Origin of the sequence: Clostridium sp. JN-1 (genome assembly GCF_003718715.1) — a bacterium.
Lineage (GTDB): Bacteria > Bacillota > Clostridia > Clostridiales > Clostridiaceae > Clostridium_AV.
This window is the reverse complement of the sequence record NZ_CP033465.1, coordinates 1,451,300-1,472,798: the sequence shown is the minus strand read 5'-3', so window position 1 is coordinate 1,472,798 and position 21,499 is coordinate 1,451,300. Positions and strand designations below refer to the sequence as shown.

Annotated in this window: 20 protein-coding genes; 2 read left to right on the top strand and 18 right to left on the bottom strand. The window is 29.8% G+C overall.

What is annotated here, in order from left to right; genetic code table 11:
• Positions 1 to 14 precede the first annotated feature (14 nt).
• From speD to EBB51_RS06985, 10 genes are all read right to left on the bottom strand, one after another.
• Entirely contained in the window at positions 15 to 395 is a 381-nt protein-coding gene (gene speD / locus EBB51_RS07030; protein WP_123053810.1) for an adenosylmethionine decarboxylase, read from the bottom strand.
• Between the two features lie 233 nt (positions 396 to 628).
• Positions 629 to 2,545, bottom strand: coding sequence for a bifunctional 4-hydroxy-3-methylbut-2-enyl diphosphate reductase/30S ribosomal protein S1 (locus EBB51_RS07025; RefSeq protein WP_123053809.1), 1,917 nt, complete (start codon positions 2,543 to 2,545; stop codon positions 629 to 631).
• Positions 2,546 to 2,557: 12 nt separating this feature from the next.
• On the bottom strand, positions 2,558 to 3,220 hold the full coding sequence (gene cmk, locus EBB51_RS07020) for a (d)CMP kinase (RefSeq protein ID WP_123053808.1): 663 nt from the start codon (positions 3,218 to 3,220) through the stop codon (positions 2,558 to 2,560).
• A gap of 177 nt (positions 3,221 to 3,397) precedes the next feature.
• Entirely contained in the window at positions 3,398 to 4,624 is a 1,227-nt protein-coding gene (locus EBB51_RS07015; protein ID WP_123053807.1) for an NAD(P)/FAD-dependent oxidoreductase, read from the bottom strand.
• A 199-nt stretch (positions 4,625 to 4,823) separates the two neighbouring features.
• Entirely contained in the window at positions 4,824 to 6,182 is a 1,359-nt protein-coding gene (gene gdhA / locus EBB51_RS07010) for an NADP-specific glutamate dehydrogenase (RefSeq protein WP_123053806.1), read from the bottom strand.
• A gap of 193 nt (positions 6,183 to 6,375) precedes the next feature.
• Positions 6,376 to 7,251, bottom strand: coding sequence for a MurR/RpiR family transcriptional regulator (locus EBB51_RS07005; RefSeq protein WP_123053805.1), 876 nt, complete (start codon positions 7,249 to 7,251; stop codon positions 6,376 to 6,378).
• Between the two features lie 100 nt (positions 7,252 to 7,351).
• Positions 7,352 to 7,516 carry a YpmA family protein gene (locus EBB51_RS07000; protein WP_123053804.1) on the bottom strand — a complete coding sequence of 55 codons (165 nt, stop codon included), beginning with the start codon at positions 7,514 to 7,516 and terminating at the stop codon, positions 7,352 to 7,354.
• Positions 7,501 to 8,073, bottom strand: coding sequence for a class I SAM-dependent methyltransferase (locus EBB51_RS06995; RefSeq protein WP_123053803.1), 573 nt, complete (start codon positions 8,071 to 8,073; stop codon positions 7,501 to 7,503). The genes EBB51_RS07000 and EBB51_RS06995 overlap by 16 nt, the downstream gene beginning before the upstream one ends.
• 34 nt (positions 8,074 to 8,107) lie before the next feature.
• Positions 8,108 to 8,818 carry a pseudouridine synthase gene (locus EBB51_RS06990; protein WP_123053802.1) on the bottom strand — a complete coding sequence of 237 codons (711 nt, stop codon included), beginning with the start codon at positions 8,816 to 8,818 and terminating at the stop codon, positions 8,108 to 8,110.
• A gap of 186 nt (positions 8,819 to 9,004) precedes the next feature.
• Entirely contained in the window at positions 9,005 to 10,405 is a 1,401-nt protein-coding gene (locus tag EBB51_RS06985; RefSeq protein ID WP_123053801.1) for a glycosyltransferase family 2 protein, read from the bottom strand.
• A 300-nt stretch (positions 10,406 to 10,705) separates the two neighbouring features.
• Between EBB51_RS06985 and yedF the strand changes: the two genes are divergently transcribed.
• Positions 10,706 to 11,284: a sulfurtransferase-like selenium metabolism protein YedF gene (yedF, locus tag EBB51_RS06980; protein ID WP_123053800.1), complete on the top strand. Its 579-nt coding sequence runs from the start codon at positions 10,706 to 10,708 to the stop codon at positions 11,282 to 11,284.
• A gap of 63 nt (positions 11,285 to 11,347) precedes the next feature.
• Here the strand turns inward: yedF and EBB51_RS06975 are convergent, their stop codons facing one another.
• Positions 11,348 to 12,172 (bottom strand): carbon-nitrogen hydrolase family protein, encoded by an 825-nt coding sequence (locus EBB51_RS06975; protein WP_123053799.1) that lies wholly within the window; start codon positions 12,170 to 12,172, stop codon positions 11,348 to 11,350.
• Positions 12,173 to 12,431: 259 nt separating this feature from the next.
• Here EBB51_RS06975 and EBB51_RS06970 point away from each other — a divergent pair, with 259 nt between their 5' ends.
• Complete coding sequence (locus EBB51_RS06970; RefSeq protein ID WP_123055005.1) at positions 12,432 to 13,190, top strand: tRNA threonylcarbamoyladenosine dehydratase; 759 nt, start codon at positions 12,432 to 12,434, stop codon at positions 13,188 to 13,190.
• A gap of 46 nt (positions 13,191 to 13,236) precedes the next feature.
• Here the strand turns inward: EBB51_RS06970 and EBB51_RS06965 are convergent, their stop codons facing one another.
• The 7 genes from EBB51_RS06965 to EBB51_RS06935 form a co-directional block, all read right to left on the bottom strand.
• Complete coding sequence (locus tag EBB51_RS06965) at positions 13,237 to 14,418, bottom strand: alanine--tRNA ligase-related protein (RefSeq protein WP_123053798.1); 1,182 nt, start codon at positions 14,416 to 14,418, stop codon at positions 13,237 to 13,239.
• 74 nt (positions 14,419 to 14,492) lie between these two features.
• Positions 14,493 to 15,368, bottom strand: coding sequence for a potassium channel family protein (locus tag EBB51_RS06960; protein WP_123053797.1), 876 nt, complete (start codon positions 15,366 to 15,368; stop codon positions 14,493 to 14,495).
• A gap of 87 nt (positions 15,369 to 15,455) precedes the next feature.
• The gene (locus EBB51_RS06955; RefSeq protein WP_123053796.1) at positions 15,456 to 16,688 is read right to left on the bottom strand and encodes a Zn-dependent hydrolase; all 1,233 of its coding nucleotides are present in this window, start codon (positions 16,686 to 16,688) and stop codon (positions 15,456 to 15,458) included.
• A gap of 50 nt (positions 16,689 to 16,738) precedes the next feature.
• A complete protein-coding gene (gene hydA / locus EBB51_RS06950; protein ID WP_123053795.1) occupies positions 16,739 to 18,124 on the bottom strand; it encodes a dihydropyrimidinase in 1,386 nt (461 codons plus the stop codon).
• 64 nt (positions 18,125 to 18,188) lie between these two features.
• Positions 18,189 to 18,686 carry a DUF1097 domain-containing protein gene (locus EBB51_RS06945; RefSeq protein WP_123053794.1) on the bottom strand — a complete coding sequence of 166 codons (498 nt, stop codon included), beginning with the start codon at positions 18,684 to 18,686 and terminating at the stop codon, positions 18,189 to 18,191.
• Between the two features lie 25 nt (positions 18,687 to 18,711).
• Positions 18,712 to 19,950: an NAD-dependent dihydropyrimidine dehydrogenase subunit PreA gene (gene preA, locus EBB51_RS06940; RefSeq protein ID WP_123053793.1), complete on the bottom strand. Its 1,239-nt coding sequence runs from the start codon at positions 19,948 to 19,950 to the stop codon at positions 18,712 to 18,714.
• A 31-nt stretch (positions 19,951 to 19,981) separates the two neighbouring features.
• On the bottom strand, positions 19,982 to 21,247 hold the full coding sequence (locus EBB51_RS06935; RefSeq protein ID WP_123053792.1) for an FAD-dependent oxidoreductase: 1,266 nt from the start codon (positions 21,245 to 21,247) through the stop codon (positions 19,982 to 19,984).
• Between the last annotated feature and the right edge of the window lie 252 nt (positions 21,248 to 21,499).

Below are 21,499 nucleotides of genomic sequence, written 5' to 3'. Positions count from 1 at the left end.
TTGGCGATGATCTTTTATATATCTAATGCTTTGACTGATACTGGTTGTTCAAATATACCTCTTTTCACTTCCGTAGCTGTCATATTTTTAGCATCTAACTTTTCTGTCATGTAATTACAGGCATTCCATGGATTTATTCTATCACCGCAAGTAAATACATCAACAGCAGCATATCCAAGCTCTGGCCATGTATGAATTGTTAAATGAGATTCAGATATTATAACAACTCCACTGACCCCTTGAGGACTAAATTTGTGAAAAACAACTTCTCTTACTTCTGCACCAGCCTTTAAAGCTGAATCAACCATTATCTTTTCTATAAGTTCCTTGTTATTCAAGATTTCTGAATTACAGCCGTAAATTTCTGATAAAATATGTCTTCCTAATTCATTCATTGTCCATGTCTACCTCCTCATATATAAATATAACAATTAAATTTTATCAAAAATTATAAAAAAGTCAATATATATAGTCATTATTTTAAATATACATGCAAAAAACTCTATTTACTTAGATATATCTCTTAATTTCTATACTAACTATGTATTATATTATATATAAAAAATGCGTGGTATATAGTTATATATTACACGCATTTTAGTAAAGATATCTAATTAAAATAATAAATTTATATTTCGTCAACCTCTTTTATACTTAAGCCTATTTTTTTATCTACCTTATTTACATCTAATATTTTAGCTTTTATCTCTTGACCTATCTTAAGTACATCATCAGGTTTGTTTATTCTCTTATGGCTTATTTGTGAAATATGAACTAATGCATCAACACCAGGTTCTAATTCTACAAATGCTCCAAAGTTTGCAAAACGCACAACCTTTCCTAGTACTATGCTTCCCACTGGATACTTTATATCTACATTATTCCAAGGATTATCCATAAGTTTTTTAATAGAAAGTGACAGCTTTTTCTTTTCCTTGTCTATATCTAGTATGTAAACCCTTATTTTCTGACCTATTTTAAGTACATCCTCAGGTTTTTCAACTCTACCCCAACATATTTCTGATACATGTAAAAGTCCATCTATCCCCTGAATATCTATAAATGCTCCAAAGTTTGTTAACCTCTTAACTTCACCTTCTACAATAGTATCTTTTTGTAACTTTTCCCAAGTAACTTCCTCTTTCTTAGCCCTTTCTTCCTTTAATATTTTTCTTCTAGAAGCTACTATTCTTGTACTCTTTCTCTTTTCTTCAAATTCTATAATTTTAACATCTAATTCTTTATTGGTATATTGTGAAAGATCATCTACATGAAAAAGTTCAACATGAGAAGCTGGAATAAACACCCTTATTCCATTATAACTTGCAACCAATCCGCCATTTACAGACTCTTTAACTAAAACCTTTAAGGTTGATTCATTTTCAAAAGCTTCTTTAACTTTCTTATATGCCTTTTCTCTTTCAATTTCAATCTTTGATAAAACAACATTTCCATTTTCATCTTTTCTTCTTATGATCTTTACTTCTAACTTTTCATCCACCTTTATTAAATTTCTTAAATCTTCATCTTGTGATTTTGTTACTTCAGTTTTAGGCAAAACACCATCTACTTTATATCCTATATTAAGAAAAGCTTCTTTCTCATTTACAGAAATAACAGTCCCTTCTATTATTTCTCCTACTATTATTTGGTTATCATTCTTTTCCATATAAGCTAATTGTTCATTAACTTCTAAGTTATTATCTTCACTCATTTTTAAAATTGCCTCCTTTATTATCCAATCTGGTGTTGAAGCTCCTGCTGTAACACCTACAACTTTTGTTTTTAAATTAATTATATTATCAGGTATTTCTCCTGAATTTTCGACATGAATAGTATTAGTACAATTGCTTTTACATATTTCATATAATTTAGTAGTATTAGAACTATTTCGTCCCCCGATTACAATCATTAAATCAGCCTTTTTAGATAATTCACTTGCAGATTTTTGTCTAAGTTCTGTGGAACTACATATGGTGTTAAAAGCTATAAACTCTTTACAGTTCTTAGAAACTATATTTAAAACTTTCTCCCAATTACTTTGCTTTTCAGTAGTTTGAGAAACAATACATAGTTTACTTGGTAATTTATTTAAATTACCTCCATCCTTAGATATAATAGCTTTGTTATCACACCATCCATTAATGCCAACAACTTCGGGATGCATTTTATCTCCTACTATTAATATTGAATATCCTTTGTTATAATATTTGAAAACTTTTTTATGTATACTTGAAACATAAGGACATGTAGCATCTATTATATTAACAAATTTTGATTTTAATAAATCCATAACTTCTTTAGAAACTCCATGTGATCTTATTACAATGACATCTGTTTCACTTAAATTATTGGTGTCTTCTAAACTTATAGAGTATATATTTTTACTTTCCAAATACTTTACAACATCATTATTATGTATTAATGGACCTAACGTATATATTTTCTTGTTAAATTTTTTTTGAACATTTATAACTTCATCTACTGCTCTTTTTACACCAAAGCAAAAACCAGCTTTATTTGCAAGTATAACTTCTACATTCATCTAAATTCACCTTCAACTAATCATCATATAATTGTTTATGTATCCTGACATAACATCCACTACTTCATTTATACTTAGTTTTGAAGAATTTATTTCTATTGCATCTTGAGCCTTTTTAAGAGGATTTGATTGTCTATTAGAGTCTATGTAATCTCTCCTTATTATATCACTCAATATTTTATCATATTCCACATTAATTCCCTTTTCTTTAAATTCATCAAATCTTCTCTTAGCTCTTTCCTTCACATCAGCAGTCAAAAAAAACTTAAGATCAGCATCTTTTAAAACTACAGTTCCAATATCTCTTCCATCCATAACAACATTATATTCTCGAGACATATTCTGCTGTAATTTTACAAGTATTTTTCTAAGCTCAGGAATAGATGCATAATTAGATACAGCATTAGTTACTTCTATATTTCTAATAGATGTACTTAAATCCTCATTATTAACTATTATATTTTCGCCTTTAAATTGTATTTTAAGGGACTTTGCAAGTTTACATACAGCACTTACATCTGTATATGATATTTTGTTTCTTATTGCAATTAAAGTAACTGCTCTATACATAGATCCAGTATTAATATAAACCAAATTAAATTTATTAGCTATAATATTTGCAATAGTACTTTTTCCTGCTCCAGCAGGTCCATCAATTGCTATAGATATATGCAAGGTTATTCCGCCTTTCCAAAAGTTAAATACTAAATTTTAAATATACAATTATACATTCTATAAAAATATATATTCTATAAAAAAACATGAAATCCTTTATTTTCCGAGACTATTACTTAAATAAATTGGCACATTATTTTGGGTATATCCTATATGTGTACACATTTTTGTAATACTTTACAAATTAGCTATACTGCTTCCTGCTAAATATCCAGTAGATAACGCTATTTGTATATTAAATCCACCTGTACAAGCATCAACATCTACTACTTCACCTGCAAAATACAGATTGTTAACTATTTTAGATTTCATTGTAGATGCATCTATTTCCTTAACATTTATTCCTCCACTGGTTACTATAGCCTCCGATATAGGTCTGCATCCTTTTATGCTTAACGTTAAATGTTTTAATATATATCCTAAGTTCATTCTCTCCTGTTTTGTTATTAAATTAACTTTTTTGTTAGGATCTATTTTAGATATATTTATTATAGTATCTATGAGCTTTTTAGGTAAAAGTTCATCAAGTGAATTTTTAAAATCTTTATTTATATATTTTTTAAAATCCTTTTGTAATCTCTTGTCGAGTTCTTCCAGGGACATAGCTGGTTTTAGATCTATAACAGCTTTTAAGTTTTTATGTTTAGCTGCTATTCTACTTCCAGTTAATACTATAGGACCAGAAATACCAAAGTGTGTAAAAAGCATTTCTCCAAAGTTTTTATACAAGACCTTATTTTTATTATCTACAATTTTAAGTTCTACATTTTTCAGTGACAGCCCTTGAAGATCCTTTATCCATTCTTCATTTATTTCAATAGGTATTAGCGATGGAGTTATATTAGTTATTTTATGCCCTATATCTTTAGCAAGTTTATAACCATCTCCATTTGATCCAGTTTGGGGATAAGACATTCCTCCAGTACACAATATAAAAAAGTTTCCTTTTATAATATTTCCATCTTCAAGCTCTACAGCAGTTATTTTACTTTTATCGTGAATGAATTTACTTACACGCATATTGAGTCTTACGTCAACATTATTTTCTTTAAGCTTTCTTATTAATGCTGATATTATATCAGAGGATTTATCTGAAGCAGGAAATACTCTATCTCCTCTTTCAACTTTAAGTTTAACCCCTAATTTTTCAAAAAACTCCATTGTATTTTCATTAGTAAAAGTATATAGAGCGCTATATAAAAAGTTTGGATTACCTGGTATACATTCAAAAAATTCACTTATATCTTTAGCATTAGTTAAATTGCATCTTCCTTTACCTGTTATATATAGCTTTTTACCTAATTTTTCGTTTTTCTCAATTAATATCGTTTTGTATTTTTTAGAAGCTTGTATTGCAGCCATCATTCCTGCAGGTCCGCCTCCAATTACTACAGCTGTTAACATTTATTCACCACCAATAAGGATTAAATTTTTATTATCCTTAACATATTAATATAATAAACTAATAAATTCAATATAGAGGAGATAAATCATATAACTTTTGGTTAATTTAGATTATTTGTAACACAGCTATATACCCAAAAAAGGTGGTTTGGGATTACGTTCCCAAATCCACCCCTTTTTAATTTTAAATTAAATATGTCTAAATTATACCTTGTGCATGCATAGCATCTGCAACTTTTACAAATCCAGCTATGTTAGCTCCAGCTACTAAATTGTATCCAAATCCATAATTTTCTGCAGCATCTTTACAATTATTATATATGTTAATCATTATCTGATGAAGTTTAGCATCAACTTCTTCAGCTGTCCATGACAATCTTTCACTATTTTGTGACATTTCAAGAGCTGAAGTAGAAACACCACCTGCATTTGCAGCCTTAGAAGGTCCTACAATTACTCCACTATCCTGTAAGTACTTAACAGCTTCGTTTGTGCAAGGCATATTAGCAACTTCACATACTAATTTAATTCCTGCATTAACTATCTTTTTAGCATCTTCTATTTTTATATCATTTTGAGTAGCAGCTGGCATTACGATATCAGCTTTAACTCCCCATGGTTTTTCTCCTTTGAAGAATTTAACTCCAAATTTATCAGCGTAATCTTGTACCTTATCTCTTCCTGATGCACGCATTTCAAGCATGTAATCAACTTTTTCACCTATTACTCCATCTGGATCGTAGATATATCCATCTGGACCTGAAAGAGTTATAACTTTACCGCCTAACTGACTAACTTTTTTACATATTCCCCATGCAACATTACCAAATCCAGATATAGAAATAGTTTTACCCTTTAAATCTGTTCCTTCATGTTTAAGCATTTCTTCACAAAAATAAGTTGCACCAAATCCTGTAGCTTCTGGTCTTACTAAACTTCCACCATAGGAGCGGCCTTTTCCTGTAAGGACTCCATTTTCAAATACTCCCTTTATTTTTCTATATTGTCCAAACAAATATCCTATTTCTCTTCCACCAACACCAATATCACCTGCTGGTACATCGACATCTGGTCCTATATGTCTATATAACTCATTCATGAAGCTTTGACAAAATCTCATTATTTCACCATCTGATTTTCCTCTTGGGTCAAAATCAGATCCACCTTTTCCTCCACCAATTGGAAGACCAGTTAATGAGTTTTTCAATATTTGTTCAAATCCCAAGAATTTAATTATTCCAATATAAACTGATGGATGGAATCTTAATCCTCCCTTATAAGGTCCTATAGCACCATTAAATTGTACTCTGAAACCTCTGTTGACTTGAACTTTACCCTTATCATCAACCCATGGTACTCTGAAGATTATTTGTCTCTCAGGCTCACAAAATCTTTCTAGAAGATTTTCTTCAATATATTCAGGATGTTTTTCAAGTACTGGACCTAATGAACTTAAAACCTCTTCAACTGTCTGTAAAAACTCTGGCTCATTAGGATTCTTTTTCTTTACATTCTCAATTACATTATTAATGTAGTTTTTAACATTTTCATTTATCATTTTATAATACCCTCCCTTATGGCATTTCATACATCACTTTTTATTATTATGATGTATGTGCTGCATATAAATTAATCTTATAATTAACGTATTCTATAAATATTTCATTTATCCTGCTTTTTTTGAAAATTTTCTAAGTTCAAAAAATATTTCATCATAATGTAATATAAAATGACATATTTACCTTTTTATTTTAATTACTTTCTTTAAAGGAGTATACTTGATAATCTTCCCAAATTTCTTCAAGGTCAGAAAATGTTTTTGAAATTTTCTCTTTTTCTCTTAATCCAACTGCAATTATTAGAGCATTTATTACACTTAAAGGTGCAACTAATGAATCAACAAATGATGCCATATTACTTTGAGCTATCAATGTATAATCAGCTCTTGCTGCAAGTGGAGAAAGCAAGCTGTCAGTTACAGCTACAACCTTAGCTCCTCTATTTTGGGCAAAGTTAAGTGATTCCACAGTTCTCGCTGCATAACGTGGAAAACCTATACCAATTACTAAATCATCTTTATTTAAATTTATCATTTGTTCAAAAATATCGCTTATACCATATGCTACAACTTTTACATTGTCCAAAATCAAATTTAAGTAAAATCCTAAAAACTCTGCAAGTGCAGTTGAGCTTCTAAGTCCTATTATATATATTTTTTTAGCAGAAAATATGCTATTTACAACATCTTCAAAAGTTTTATGATTAATTTTCTCAAGTGTAGCCCTTATATTTTCCATATCTGATTTAAGCACTCCTTTTAAAGCACTTTCCTCAGTTATAAAATCATTTGATAATTCTATTCTTTGAACAGTAGTGAGCTTATTTTTTATAAGCTCCTGGAGAGCTTTTTGTAATTTAGGATAACCAGTAAATCCTAATTCATTTGCAAATCTAACAACTGTTGATTCACTAACTCCAACACTAATTCCCAATTTTGCAGCTGTCATAAATGCTGCTTTATCATAGTGTTTCAAAATATACTCTGCTATAAGTTTTTGCCCTTTACTTAAACGAGGAAACTTAATTTGAATAGTTCTCATTAAATCCTGTCTATTATTATCTTCCATGATTATCCCGTCCCTTCTTTACTCTCAATTTTTCTGCAATATTTATTTCATTTTAACATCTATTGAACAGGTTTTCAATATATTATTCATTATTAAGTATTTATTTTTCTTTATAGATATTTACAATATATTTATTATTATTTTCCGAAATCCCAAATATAAACCCATATTCACCTAGGTTCTTATTAAGAAAATCTATGATTTTATACATATCTTCATAATGATTAAATTCTCTTGATGCTATTAATTCTAATTTTTCTTGCATTTTTTCACCTCGTCATAATTTTTTTCAATAGATATTAAAAATGGAGGATTATTTTCTCTATTAGCAAAAGAATGAATTAAAACTCCATAATTATTTTTAGGGATATCTTTTACAAAGTTAGTAACTGCTTTTGCCTCCTTTAAACCTTCAGAATGACCTGGATAAGCACATATGCAAATTATTCCACCGCACTTTAAAATATCAAGTGCAACTTTCAAACTTTTTATAGTTGAATTTTCTCTAGTAACTATACTTTTATCTCCTCCCGGAAGAAATCCTAAATTGTAAATAATACAATCAACTTCATTATGTATATAATTTTTAAAGTTTTCATGAGAATCATTAATTACTGTTACATTATTCCTGCACTTTGATTTATATGAATCTACAGCACAGCTTTGTATGTCAAAGGCATATACATGATTGAAGTTCTCACTTAAAAAATCACAATCATGACCATTACCCAAGGTAGCATCTACTGCAGTATTAAATTTTCTACAAAAGTTTTTAATAATATAATGTGATATAGCACTCACATTTGTAACATATTTATACATTTTATTATACCTCTACTATCAAATAATATATTATTTACTTTGTTTTTAAATAATCAATTTCTTCTTTTGATAAGAAACGCCAGTGTCCTTCCAATAGATCACCTAATTTTATTTGTCCTATCTGTATTCTTTTTAAGTTTATCACAGGGTGACCTATCTTGCTGCACATCTTCCTTATTTGTCTATTTTTACCTTCGTGTATAATTATTTTAACTTCAGAACAGTTTTTATAACTTTTTATAACCTTGAATTCTGCTTTAGATGTTATATATCCATCTATATTTATTCCACTTTCAAATTGCTTTATATTAGATTTATCAGGATTCCCCTCTATAAGAGCTGTGTATATTTTATTTTTTTCTTCCCTTGGATGAATTACTTTATTATATACGTCCCCATCATTTGTAAGCAAGATTAAGCCAGAAGTATCATAATCTAGTCTTCCTATAGGATATATTCTCTCACTTACATTTAATAAGTCCATAATCGTTTTCCTCCCTCTTTCATCTCTAACAGTAGAAAGATATCCTCTAGGCTTATTCAATGCAATGTAAACTTTTGAGTTTTCTACTTTAATAGGTTTTCCATCAAGTTTAACCTTATCTTTATCTGGATGAACTTTTATTCCAAGTTCCTTTACTACCTTATCGTTTACTGAAACTCTACCTTGAAGTATAATATCTTCGCATTTTCTTCTTGAAGCTACTCCACAAGATGCCATATATTTTTGAAGTCTTTCTTCCATATAATTTCTCCTTATAGTTTTTTTGTTTTTTGTTTACATTTTTTGTTATTAACATAATATTTATAATGTTAATAAAATCATTTCAAATTAATTATTTTGATATAATTACATAATAATTAAAATTAAATAAAAATAAACCATTCTATAAAAAAGAGATTATTAAAAAATAATCTCTTTTTTAGTATATTATTCAACTTCTTGTATACTTATTTGTCTTACATGCTTAGTGTGATTCCAATCCTTATTATTCTTACCTATTATGCCTTGAATAGTAATTGGTATCCAAGTTAAAGTGTAAACCCCATATAACAAATACCATATAAATATCTTCAATGGATGCTTACTCTTCATAATTCCTAGAACCGATATAAAAATACCTAAGTAAATTATATTGGCTATAACTATTTGACTAAATGTTGGAGTTGTACTAAATATATTTGAAAATACAACTATATTTAAAGAATATATGGCAAAAACTCCAAACATAACTTTAGATAATTTTTTCTCAAGTAACATTATAAGAGGAGTAAATAAAAATTGAAGTATGCTAAATGTTTTCCACACAACAGGCGCAAACAAGGAATTTATAACAAATATATTTAAACCATGTTCAGCATTATTTTGCAGTAAAGTTAAAATAGCTGATAAACCTATAAGTAATGTTATAAAAGGCTGAAATGTATACAGTGCACAATCTAAGGCAGTAAAACTTCTATCTTTTATAAACTTTTTTATAAGTTTAAAGAAAAATCTAGAAGACACATCTGCAAAGCCTTTCATCCACCTTTTTCTCTGATTCCATGACTGTTTTAAAGTAATTGGCTTCTCATCATAAACTATTGCATTGTGTGCCCATCCAACTTTATGTCCATTAAGAACCAGTTTACATGTAAACTCCAAATCTTCCGTAAGACAAGTTGCTCCCCATCCTAAATCTTTAAGTATTTCCACATCCATACAAAAGCCTGTACCACCTATTTGATTTGATAATCCTAAATTTGATCTTGCAAGCTGAAACAATCTATTCGCCGTCCAAAATGATATGGAATAAGATTCAGTTATCCATGAATCCTCTGGATTTTTACTGTCTATGTAACCTTGAACAACCTTATATCCTTTAACAAGTTTATAATTCATTTCCTTCAGAAAATTCTTTGATACTAAGTTATCAGCATCAAAAATTGCTATAGCATCATATTTCCTATCCATTTTAAAAATTCTATCAAACATCCATTCTAGAGCATAACCTTTTCCTCTTTTATCAGGTACATGCCTTTCATATACAGCTGCTCCACACGCTCTTGCAATTTTTGCTGTATTATCAGTACAATTATCTGCAACAACAAAAATATCATACAACTCTTTTGGATAGTCTATATCTCTAAGACTTTCTATGATATTAGATATAACCATCTCTTCATCATGAGCTGCTATTAACATAGCAAATGTATTCTTTGGTGCACACTTTTCTACACCCTTATCTTCTTTTTTATACAATCCAAATAAAGAAAGTATTAAATAATACATTGTCATTATGAAAACCGTTATTTGAAAAATAGCTGTAGAATTAAAAATAAATTCCTTCATTATAAAAAATCCTTTCTTTAATATTCTTTCATAGTTACATATAAAACATCGTATATCATATTATCACAACTTTTTCGTTAGTATGTGTTTATCGAAATTTTCTGATTACTGTTTTTATAAGTATTGCTTATAGATATTAACCTAACAATAGAAATATTGAATAAGCTCAATTATAACTTAATTTAAATATATACTATGTTATAATTTATTTTAGAATTAATGTGTTTAATATTAATTTATCCAAAATATATTAAAATATATTACTATGTATTATTATTTTTGAAAGGTGGTCTTATAAACATGGAAAAAACAATTGATTGCAAAGGATTAAAATGTCCTCAACCCGTTATTAACACCAAAAAATATTTTGATTCGATAGAAAATGGTGAAGCTACTATAATAGTAGATAATGATATATCTAAAAATAACGTATCTAAGTTTGCAGAAAATAGTGGATTTAAATACACCATAAGTCAAAATAATAATTTATATTATATAAAAATAATTAAAGAAGATTGTTCCTGTGAAACTATTAAATTTAATAAAAATTTAGTAATAATTATAAGCAGTAACAAACTTGGTACAGGCGATGATAAACTTGGTGTAACTTTAATGAAAAGTTATCTGTATGCATTAAGTGAAAGTGACGAATTACCTACTAATTTAATTTTTCTAAATAGTGGAGTAAAACTTACTTCTCAAGGTTCTGAATGTCTTGAAAGTCTTTCTGCACTTAAGGACAAAGGCGTTAAAATATCGAGCTGTGGAACCTGTCTTGACTTTTACAATTTAAAAGAAAAATTAGTTATCGGAGAAATCACTAACATGTATACAATAGTCGAAAAAATGAATTCAGCATCTAATACAATAAAACTTTAATATATAAGCTTTAAGTAAGCCTGCTATTGAAATACAAATTTATTTTACTATAGCAGGCTTATTTTATTTGAATTTGTCATATAGATTAGGTCTCATATGTTTTAATATTGGCAGCGATTCTCTCACCTCATCTATATAATCTAAGTCTATATCTCCTATTAATATATCTTCTTTTTCATCTAATCTGTTGGTAATTTCACCCCATGGATTAGCTATTAATGAATTACCATACGATACATATGAATATGATGTATTTCTAGCTGGAGAAACTCCAATAACATAAATTTGATTATCTAAGGCTCTAGATTTAAACAATGTTTCCCAGTGTGCTGGACCTGTAGTCATATTAAATGATGCTGGTATAAATACCATTTTTGCTCCATTTAATGCCATTGCCCGTATTAACTCAGGAAACCTGATATCATAACATATGGCTGCTCCTATTTTCCCCCACTTTGTATCTATAGTTGTAATTTCATTTCCTGCCGTTAATACTTCTGATTCTTTAAATTTAATTTTATTTTTTATATCTATATCAAATAAATGTGCTTTTCTATGTCTTCCTATCATTTTACCGCTGTCATCAAATACAAAGCAAGTATTATATACATTGTCATTATCTAATTCTGGAATTGAACCACCTATTACGTATACTTTTTTTTCTTTTGCAACATTTGAAAGCATTCTTATAGTTTCTCCATTTGGAAATTGTTCTGAATACTCTCTAAAATGCTTATTATTATAAGGGCAATTGAACATTTCAGGAAGTACCACAATTTCAGCACCTTTAGAAATAGCTTGTTCCATCATAATTTTTGCTTTAATTATATTGTCTTTTTTAGAAGTTTTAATGACCATCATCTGGCACAATCCTACTCTTACTTTCATTGTTAATTCATCCTTACATTACAATTTTATTCACCTTACATTATAGTTTACTGACTGAAGTTATTCAATTAGCAAATTATATCAATTATATCAATTAAATCGGCTTAAAAACATATATTAACGGCAAATCCTCATAATATCAATCTATCGCAATTTATTTCATTGAAATTTATAATATTGACATTTAATTATAGTATTATATACTACAATATATAATATACACCAAATTTCTAATAAAGGAGATATATATTATATGCAAATAAAACAAAATCAATTTTCTAGAACAGAATTACTAATTGGTGAACCAGCCTTAGAAAAATTAAAGAATAGTACCGTAGTAATTTTCGGATTAGGTGGAGTCGGCAGTTTTTCATTTGAAGCTTTAATAAGAGGTGGGATAGGTAATCTAATTCTTGTAGACGATGATACTATATGTCTAACAAATCTAAATAGACAAATACATGCAAATCATGACACAATAGGCAGACCTAAAGTTGATGTTTTAAAGGAAAGAGCTTTAAAAATAAATCCTAATTGTAAAGTAGAAACATATCAAACTTTTGTAAAAGAAGACAACATAGATGAAATTATTCCAATTGATACTAGCTATGTTATAGATGCAATAGATACTGTTTCATCTAAAATAGCTTTAATAGTTTGGTGTAAGGAACATAATATAGATATAATAAGTTGTATGGGTACTGGAAATAAACTTGATCCAACTAAATTTAAAATATCAGATATCTACAGCACAAAAATATGTCCTTTGGCAAAAGTAATGAGACATGAACTTAGAAAAAGAAATATTGAAAGTTTAAAAGTTCTATACTCTGAAGAAATACCATTGACACCTAAGCATGATGTTATAACATGCAAGGAAGGTTGTGTATGTTCTGGAGGCAGCAAGAAGTGCCTTGCTAAACGACAAATACCTGGGAGTATTTCCTTTGTTCCACCTGCAGCGGGCATGATAATTGGAGGAGAAGTTATTAAAGATATAATAAAAGCTCATGATTAATATGAGCTTTTATTATATCTTAATTACTTTAATTGTTAAAGATATTTTAGTCTATGGATTCATTTACTTTGGAATACAAAAAATCACAGAACTTAATTAAATCTTCTTCAGAATCAAATGTCCCCTGTGCCCTTTTATCTTTTCCGCCGCCTTTTCCATTAAAGTCTCTAATATGCTCTTTAAATAGTCTTCCACATTTTATATCAAGATCTGTATTGTTTTCAAATATTATCTTTTTATCACATACAGAACTTAGTATAAATATACAATCGTTCTTACTTAAAGAACTTCCAATTAACTGAACTTGATCAAAAGTCATGTACTCGTAATTTTGCAATATAACCTTTGAATATGATCTATTTATTATTTTTTCAGCTTCTTGATCTGCAAATATTTTATTTAACTTATTTACTTGTTTTTTTAGTTCATCTATTTCATTAGATTGTTTCTGCACTCTATCTATCAAACCATATTCATCTGTTGAAAGGTATTTACTTAAATTACTTATTATATCTTGTTTTACTTGAACATCTTTTAATGCCCTGTTACCGCATTTTAAGTATATTCTAGTCATACCCTTATATCTCTCAGTTTTAGTTATTTTTATGAGTCCTATCTCCCCTGTTCTAGCTACATGGGTACCACAGCAGGGACAGCAATCCATGTCTTTTACTTCTACTATCCTTATACTGCTTTCACCATCTTTTAATTTTTTCCTAATTGGAAACTTTTCTGCTTTTTCCCTTGAAACTATACATGTATGAAATTCTCTATCTTTATATATGTATGAATTAACTTCATCTTCTACCGTCTTTACCATATCATCTGTCATATGATCTATGTCAACATCTAAAGTTACATATTCATCCCCCATGTGAAAACCTTTATTATTTCCACCAAATAACTTGAGTATAGCTCCAGAAAGTAAATGTTCTCCTGCATGCTGCTGCATATGATCAAATCTCACATCAAAATCTATTTTACAAACAACTTTTTTATTCTTTGGTGCTTCATTCATATGATGATATATCACATCACCTTTTTCAAAAACATGATGTACTTTAATTCCATCAATTTCACCTACATCAGATGGCTGTCCTCCTCCTTCTGGATAAAATATTGTCTTATCTAACACTACAAGTACTTCTTTATCATTATCTATAACATCAATTACTTGAGCTTCGCACTCCTTTAAATATTGATCTTTATAATACAATTTTTCTGTCAACTAAATCCGCTCCCTTCAACTATTTTAGCAATTATTTATATTTTAACTTTTTAATATATATTTTACAAGAAAAGCTATCCATTATCAATTATTTTAAAAAGATATGAAACAACCATTCCAATAATAACAACTCCAATTATAGCTTCAATCATTACAAGGGTGCGCACTAGTGTACAATTTGGTAATATATCCCCATACCCAAGTGTAGTTATAGTTACTGTACTGAAATAAAGGAAATTCCAAAGTGGATACTTAAATGTTCCATTTGTTATTTTTTTAAGTACAATAGGACTATCATCCAAAAATGATATCGAGTTTTCAATAATATAATTAAAGTAAAAGTTCAAAGGATAAAATGTAAAATTAGGATCAAAAATCCCTTCTATTAATGGATAATCCTTAATAAATATATTAGCAGTACAAATCTTTTTAAAGTAATTTAAATAACTATATTTATATAGTTTATATTTATCAAAATTAGTTTCTTTATTTAATGAGTAAAAAGAAACTTTAACTTTATAAACTTTTGTATTATTTATCATTTCTTCTGAGGCTTCATCTATTTTCATATGAGTTATTCCTTTTTGAATAAATACTTCATAATAATAGTTTGCCCATAATTCACCTAATACCTTATCAAATACAAATATATTTATTCTTTTGTTCCTTTCTTCTCCTAATTTCATGACTGGTCTTTTATATTCCTCAGAAACAATTAGATCCCTTATAGTATCATTTAATTGATTACTATGAGTATTTAACCTCATCTCTTTTTCAAAAACATTTATTTTAATATTCATGTTTATATCGCTTTGAAAAATAAAAAACTGACCAGAAGATTTATTTGCAATTTTCCAGTATATTATCCCAAAAATAATAATTACAATCAAATACATTGCTCCCCAAAACTTAAGGAGATTTTTATTATTCTTCTTAAACATAAAATTCATATATAATTCTCCTAGGCAATAGAGTTTATATATGAATTTTATTAAATATATATTTAAATTATAACTATATTATTCATCATCAAATTGTTATTTCCTATCAACATCGAGTACTGTTTGTAATAATACATTAGCACCCTTCCAGCAATTTTCTACAGGTGTGAATTCAAGTTCGCAGTGGCTATGTCCATCTTTACTTGGGACAAATATCATAGTTGTAGGTAACATTTCAGCTGCATACTGAGCATCATGACCTGCACCACTATAAATATACATATTTGAATATCCATAAGCATCTGCATTCTTCTTAACAAAGCCAACTAATTTTTTATCGTAAGCAACAGTATTACGTGCCCACTGTAGTTCATATTCAACTCTACACTTGTCAAATTCCTTAGGAATGTTTTCAATAACCTTAACAACTTGTTTTATTACTTCAGAATCTTTATGCCTTGCATCCAATGAGAAATCAACATAATCAGGAATTACAGTATGAACACATGGATGGCAAACTATTTCACCTGTAGTATAAACAAGATTACTGTCAAGTTTATCAAGTTCCTGGTGTAAATATTTTAAAGCATCAGCTGCTGCTAAAAGAGCATCTCTTCTATATTTCATTGGAGTAGTACCTGCATGGTCAGATTGTCCATAAGTTTTGATTCTGTAGTTAACCATTCCAACAACACCTTCTACAACGCCTATATCTTTTTTTTCAGCTTCAAGTACAGGACCTTGTTCAATGTGTAATTCAATCATAGCCATATAATCTTTAGGATTTAATCTATTAGCTTCATCTCCTACATACATGCTGTTTTTTAAAGCTTCTCCAAAAGTTTTTCCTTCAGGACTCTTTGAAGCTAACATAGCTGCTTTATCAAATTTTCCACAAAGAACTCCCGAAGACATCATAGCAGGTGGATAAAGAGAGCCTTCTTCATTTGTCCAAATCATAGCTGTAATAGGACGGCGATGTGGAATTTTATTTGTAGTTATAGTTTCAATTACTTCCATTGCTGTAAGTACACCTAAAACACCATCATAGTTTCCACCATTTCTAACTGAATCTACGTGTGATGCCATTACTACTCCCGGGATATCTTCTGAACCTTTAAGTGTTGCATAAATATTTGCCATATCATCTGTTTTTATTTCTGCACCAGCTGCTTTCATTCTTTTACAAAATTCTGCTCTTGCTTGGTGAGCTGCTTCTGATAAAGAAAATCTTGTTACTCCTCCATGACCTGCATCACCAAATTTACTAAATGTAACTATTTTATTTTTCAATCTATCTATATCACAAGTTAACATATCATTTTTCATTTTAAAACATACCCCTTTCCTAATTTTTAATAATTATATGATTATTAAAGCTATATAATCATTGGAGCTTTTCTTATTATAAACTTACCTGCTCCTTCTTTTCCTACAAATTTGCCGTCCTTAGCAACTACATTTCCCCTACTTATTGTAGTTACTGGATATCCCTTTAATTTAAATCCTTCATAAGGTGTATAATCTACATTTTCATGAAGCATAGATTGTGTAACTGTAGTTTCAACATTTGGATCAAATACTACTAAGTCAGCATCACTACCTACTGCAATAGTTCCTTTTTGCGGGTACATACCATATATCTTAGCAGCATTTGTTGATGTTACTTGTACAAATCTATTTAAATCAAATTTTTTGTGTACTACTCCGTAAGTATACATTAATGCCATTCTAAGTTCTACTCCAGGTGCACCATTTGGAATCTTAGTAAATGATTCTTTTCCTAATTCTTTTTGTTTCATAAAGAAAGGGCAGTGATCTGTTGCTACTAATTGAACAGTATTATCTTTTAAAGCTTTCCATACAACAGGCCAATTTTTCTTGTCTCTAAGAGGTGGTGACATTACATATTTAGCTCCATTAAAACCCGGCTCTCTGTAATTGTCCTCTGAAAGTAATAAATATTGAGGACAAGTTTCCCCCATTATTGGATAGCCTTGGGTTCTTGCACGTTCTATTTCTGAAATAGAAGCCTCGCAAGTGTTATGAACTACAAAAAGAGGAGCATTAACCATTCTAGCAAGCTTTATAGCTCTTCCACAAGCTTCTCCTTCTACTAAATCCGGACGTGATAATGCATGATATATTGGTTCAGTTTTTCCTTCTGCTAAAAGTCTTTTTGTATTATAATCTATGGCATAATAGTTTTCTGCATGAACACAAGTTAAACCACCGCTTTGATTAACCTTCATTAAAGTTCTAAGTAAAGTACCATCATCTACTCTCATACCTTCATAAGTCATATATAACTTAATACTGGAGTATCCTTCTTTAATCATTTCTGGTATTTCATTCATGACATCTTCAGTCATATCTGTTATATTCATGTGAATACCATAATCTATAACCGCTTTACCATCTGACTTTTCACGCCATATTTTAGCAGTTTCCTTTAATGATTTTCCTTTTGGTTGAATGGCAAAATCTATAATAGTAGTAGTTCCGCCGCAGGCTGCTGCTATAGTTCCAGTTTTGAAATTATCACTTGAGAAAGTACCTCCAAAAGGCATGTCCATATGAGTATGAGGATCTATTCCACCTGGAAATACATATTTATTCTTTGCATCTACAATCTCAGTTCCATCTTCACCTAAATCTGATGCCAGTTCTACAATTTTACCATCCTTTATACCAATATCCGCTTTATAAGTATCGGAAGCTGTTACAACAGTCCCATCCTTTACTATCATATCAAATTTCTTCATTATTATACCTCCCTAAAAAAGCATTAACAATACCTTATATGAATAAATAAGTAGTATTTTTTTGTTACATCTGTTTTCCCACCAAATTTTCTTTACTTTCTTTTTTATTAGTTAATTTTACTAACAATGCTCCACCAGCATCTGAGAGTATCCCTACAACTGAACCCATTAAAAGCGCTGCTATAGTAGATAAATAAGTTTCATTTAAAGCAAGCATTCCAAAAGTTGTGGAACATCCGATAAATACACCTGGCACAAATGATAAATGCTTCCATTTAGCTTCTGCAACTATACCAAATGAAATAATTCCTGTCATAATAGCAACAATATTAGGAACATGAAAAACCTTAGAACATTCTACACAAATTATAGCCCATACTACTCCTACCATATTTGCAGCCATAGCCTTTACCCAACCTTTTATAAATCTTTCTCCCGATGCATAATAAGTTGTAGTACCCATAAACCCAGCCCAAACTGAAACTCCAATGGCTGTAGATAAATTAGCCCATATCCATGCTACTATCCCCATACTAATAGCACCTGACATTATTGCGCTCATAAAAATTCCCCTTTACAGTTTTTTGTTAAAGAGATATTTCTCTTTTTACACCAAAATCTTTAAATTTAATTTCTCCTTTCGTTATGCAATCTTCTATTGGGCATACTAGTGCACATAAATGACAGCCTACACAATTATCTTTATTTAATGAAGGTCTTCTACTTTCTTCATCCCATACTACAGCTTGATGAGCTCCATCACAGCATGAAATATAACATCTCCCACATCCAATGCATTTGTCAGTATTATATTTTGGATATACTATATAATCTCTATCTAAATTTTCAGCTGGTACTATGTTATCAAGAGCAGCACCAACTAAATCTGAAAGCTTGTCTACACATTTTTCCTCCATATAATATTGTAATCCACTGATCATATCTTCAACTATTCTATATCCATACTGCATAATAGCTGTAGTAACTTGAACATTTTTTGCTCCTAACATTATAAATTCAAGAGCATCCTGCCAAGTTTCTATTCCTCCAATACCACTGATTGGAACATTTTTAAGTTTTGGTTCTTTGGCAAGCTGACTTACAAATCTTAAAGCTATTGGTTTAACTGCCTTTCCTGAATATCCAGATATGGATGATTTACCATTTACTATTGGAAGACCTACTTTTTTATCCAGGTCAACTCCAGTAATACACTTTATTGTATTAATAGCAGAAATTCCTGTAGCTCCACCTTCTATTGAAGCTATTGCTGGTGCTTCCATATTTCCTATATTAGGAGTCATTTTTGCAAGTACAGGAAGATGAGTTCCTCTTCTTACTGCAGCTGAATATTTTTTAACTAATTCAGGATTTTGACCAACATCTGATCCCATAGCATGACTTGTCATCTGCGGACATGAAAAATTACATTCAATAATATCTGCGCCTATTTCCGTAACAAGCTGTGCAAGTTTAGTCCATTCTTCTTCATTTGAACCCATTATTGAAGCTGCTAATACCTTGCTTGGATAATTTTCTTTAAGTTTTTTCATATCTGCAAGATTCTGTTCAAGTGAATGTTCTGAAACTTGCTCCATATTTTTAAATCCTATAAAAGGAGTTCCTTCTTTTTTATTAGCATCAAAACGCGGTGAAACTTCTATCATTTTTTCTACAGCGGCTGTTTTAAAAACTATTCCACCCCAACCTGTTTCTAATGCTTTTGCACACATTTCATAATTATTTCCAACTGGTGATGATGATAGGAAAAACGGATTTTCACATTTTACCCCACAAAACTCTATTGAAAGATCTTTTTTTCTCATTTAATCTGCACCTCCTTAATTCCTTATGAAACTATCTTGTACCTGCTAAATAAGAATCTATTGATTCCCCAGCTAATTTACCTAGTGCAATAGCTTGTACAACTGTTTTATCTCCTTCAACTATATCTCCTGCTGCAAATACATCTGCTAGATTTGTTCTGCAATCTTCTGCAGCTATTATTCCTTTTTCATCAACTTTTACATCAGCAATAAGTCTTACATCTTCTGGTTCTTGTCCTACTGCAAATATAACCATATCAGCTGTAAGTTCTAATGCAGCTGCCTCATCAAACATACCTTTTGCTTTAAAGCTTGCAGCCTTTCCTGCATTGCCTATTATTTCTGATGGCTTGAATCCTGTGAATATGGGAATATTTAATGATTGGATGTATCCTCTTTTCTTTGAATCTGCAGGCATTTTTTCTATAGTTCTCCTGTAAACTATCTTTACATCTTCGCATCCAAGTAATTTAGCAGTTGATGCACAGTCCATAGCAACATCTCCGCCGCCAATAACGATTACATGATTACCTACTTTTACATCACCTTTATTAGTTTTAGCCTTTCCAAGAAAATCTACACCATTTACAACACCTTCTAAGTCAGCGCCTTTAATATCTACAGATTTTCCATTTTGAATTCCAATAGAAATTAAGAATGCTTTATATCCTTTTGATCTAAGAGCATCTATTTTAATATCTTTTCCAACTTTACAATTTATTTTAAATTCTACCCCTAACTCTTTTGTGTAGTTTATTTCATCTTCTACAACTTGTTGAGGTAATCTTTCAGGTGGTATTCCATAACTTAACCATCCACCTAAGATGTCTTTTTCTTCAAACACAGTTACTTTATATCCTCTTAATGCAAGTGCTGCTGCTGCCGAAATACCACTTGGGCCAGCACCTATAACTGCTACTTTTTCCTTTGTAGTTTCTACCTTATCTAGTACTTTCATGTTTATGTTTTTCTCATAGTCAGTTAGATATCTCTGTAACTCACCTATTCTTATAGGTTTATCTATGCCGCACCTACTGCAAGCTCCTTCACAATATTTATTATAAGGACATACCCTTGCACAAATTCCAGCAAGTACATTATTTGTTCTTATAGTTTCTACTGCTCCTTTTAAATTTCTGAAACGAAGTGAACGAATGAATTTCCCTGGATTGGTTCCCGCTGGGCAAGCCTTACTGCAAGGTGCATCATGACATAAAAGACATCTTGCTGCCTCTTCCATAGCTAAAAGAGGTGTTAACGGTTTGATTGTTTCTTCTAAACATTTTCTTTTTTCCATTTAGTATCTTCCCCCTTTTCAAATCTTATTAGTCACTTGCTAAACCCTAAACTCTTAAATATCCTATTAAAGATTATGACATGTTTTACATGATGTGTATCAGAACCCACAATCGACATGATATTCCGTAATATGGTAATCACACTTTTAATGATACTACATTTGGTGTTATGCGTCAAATTATTTAATCCTTATAAAGTCAAATTTTTAAGAAATAAAAAAAGGAAAAGTTCAAAATTCAACTTTCCCTTT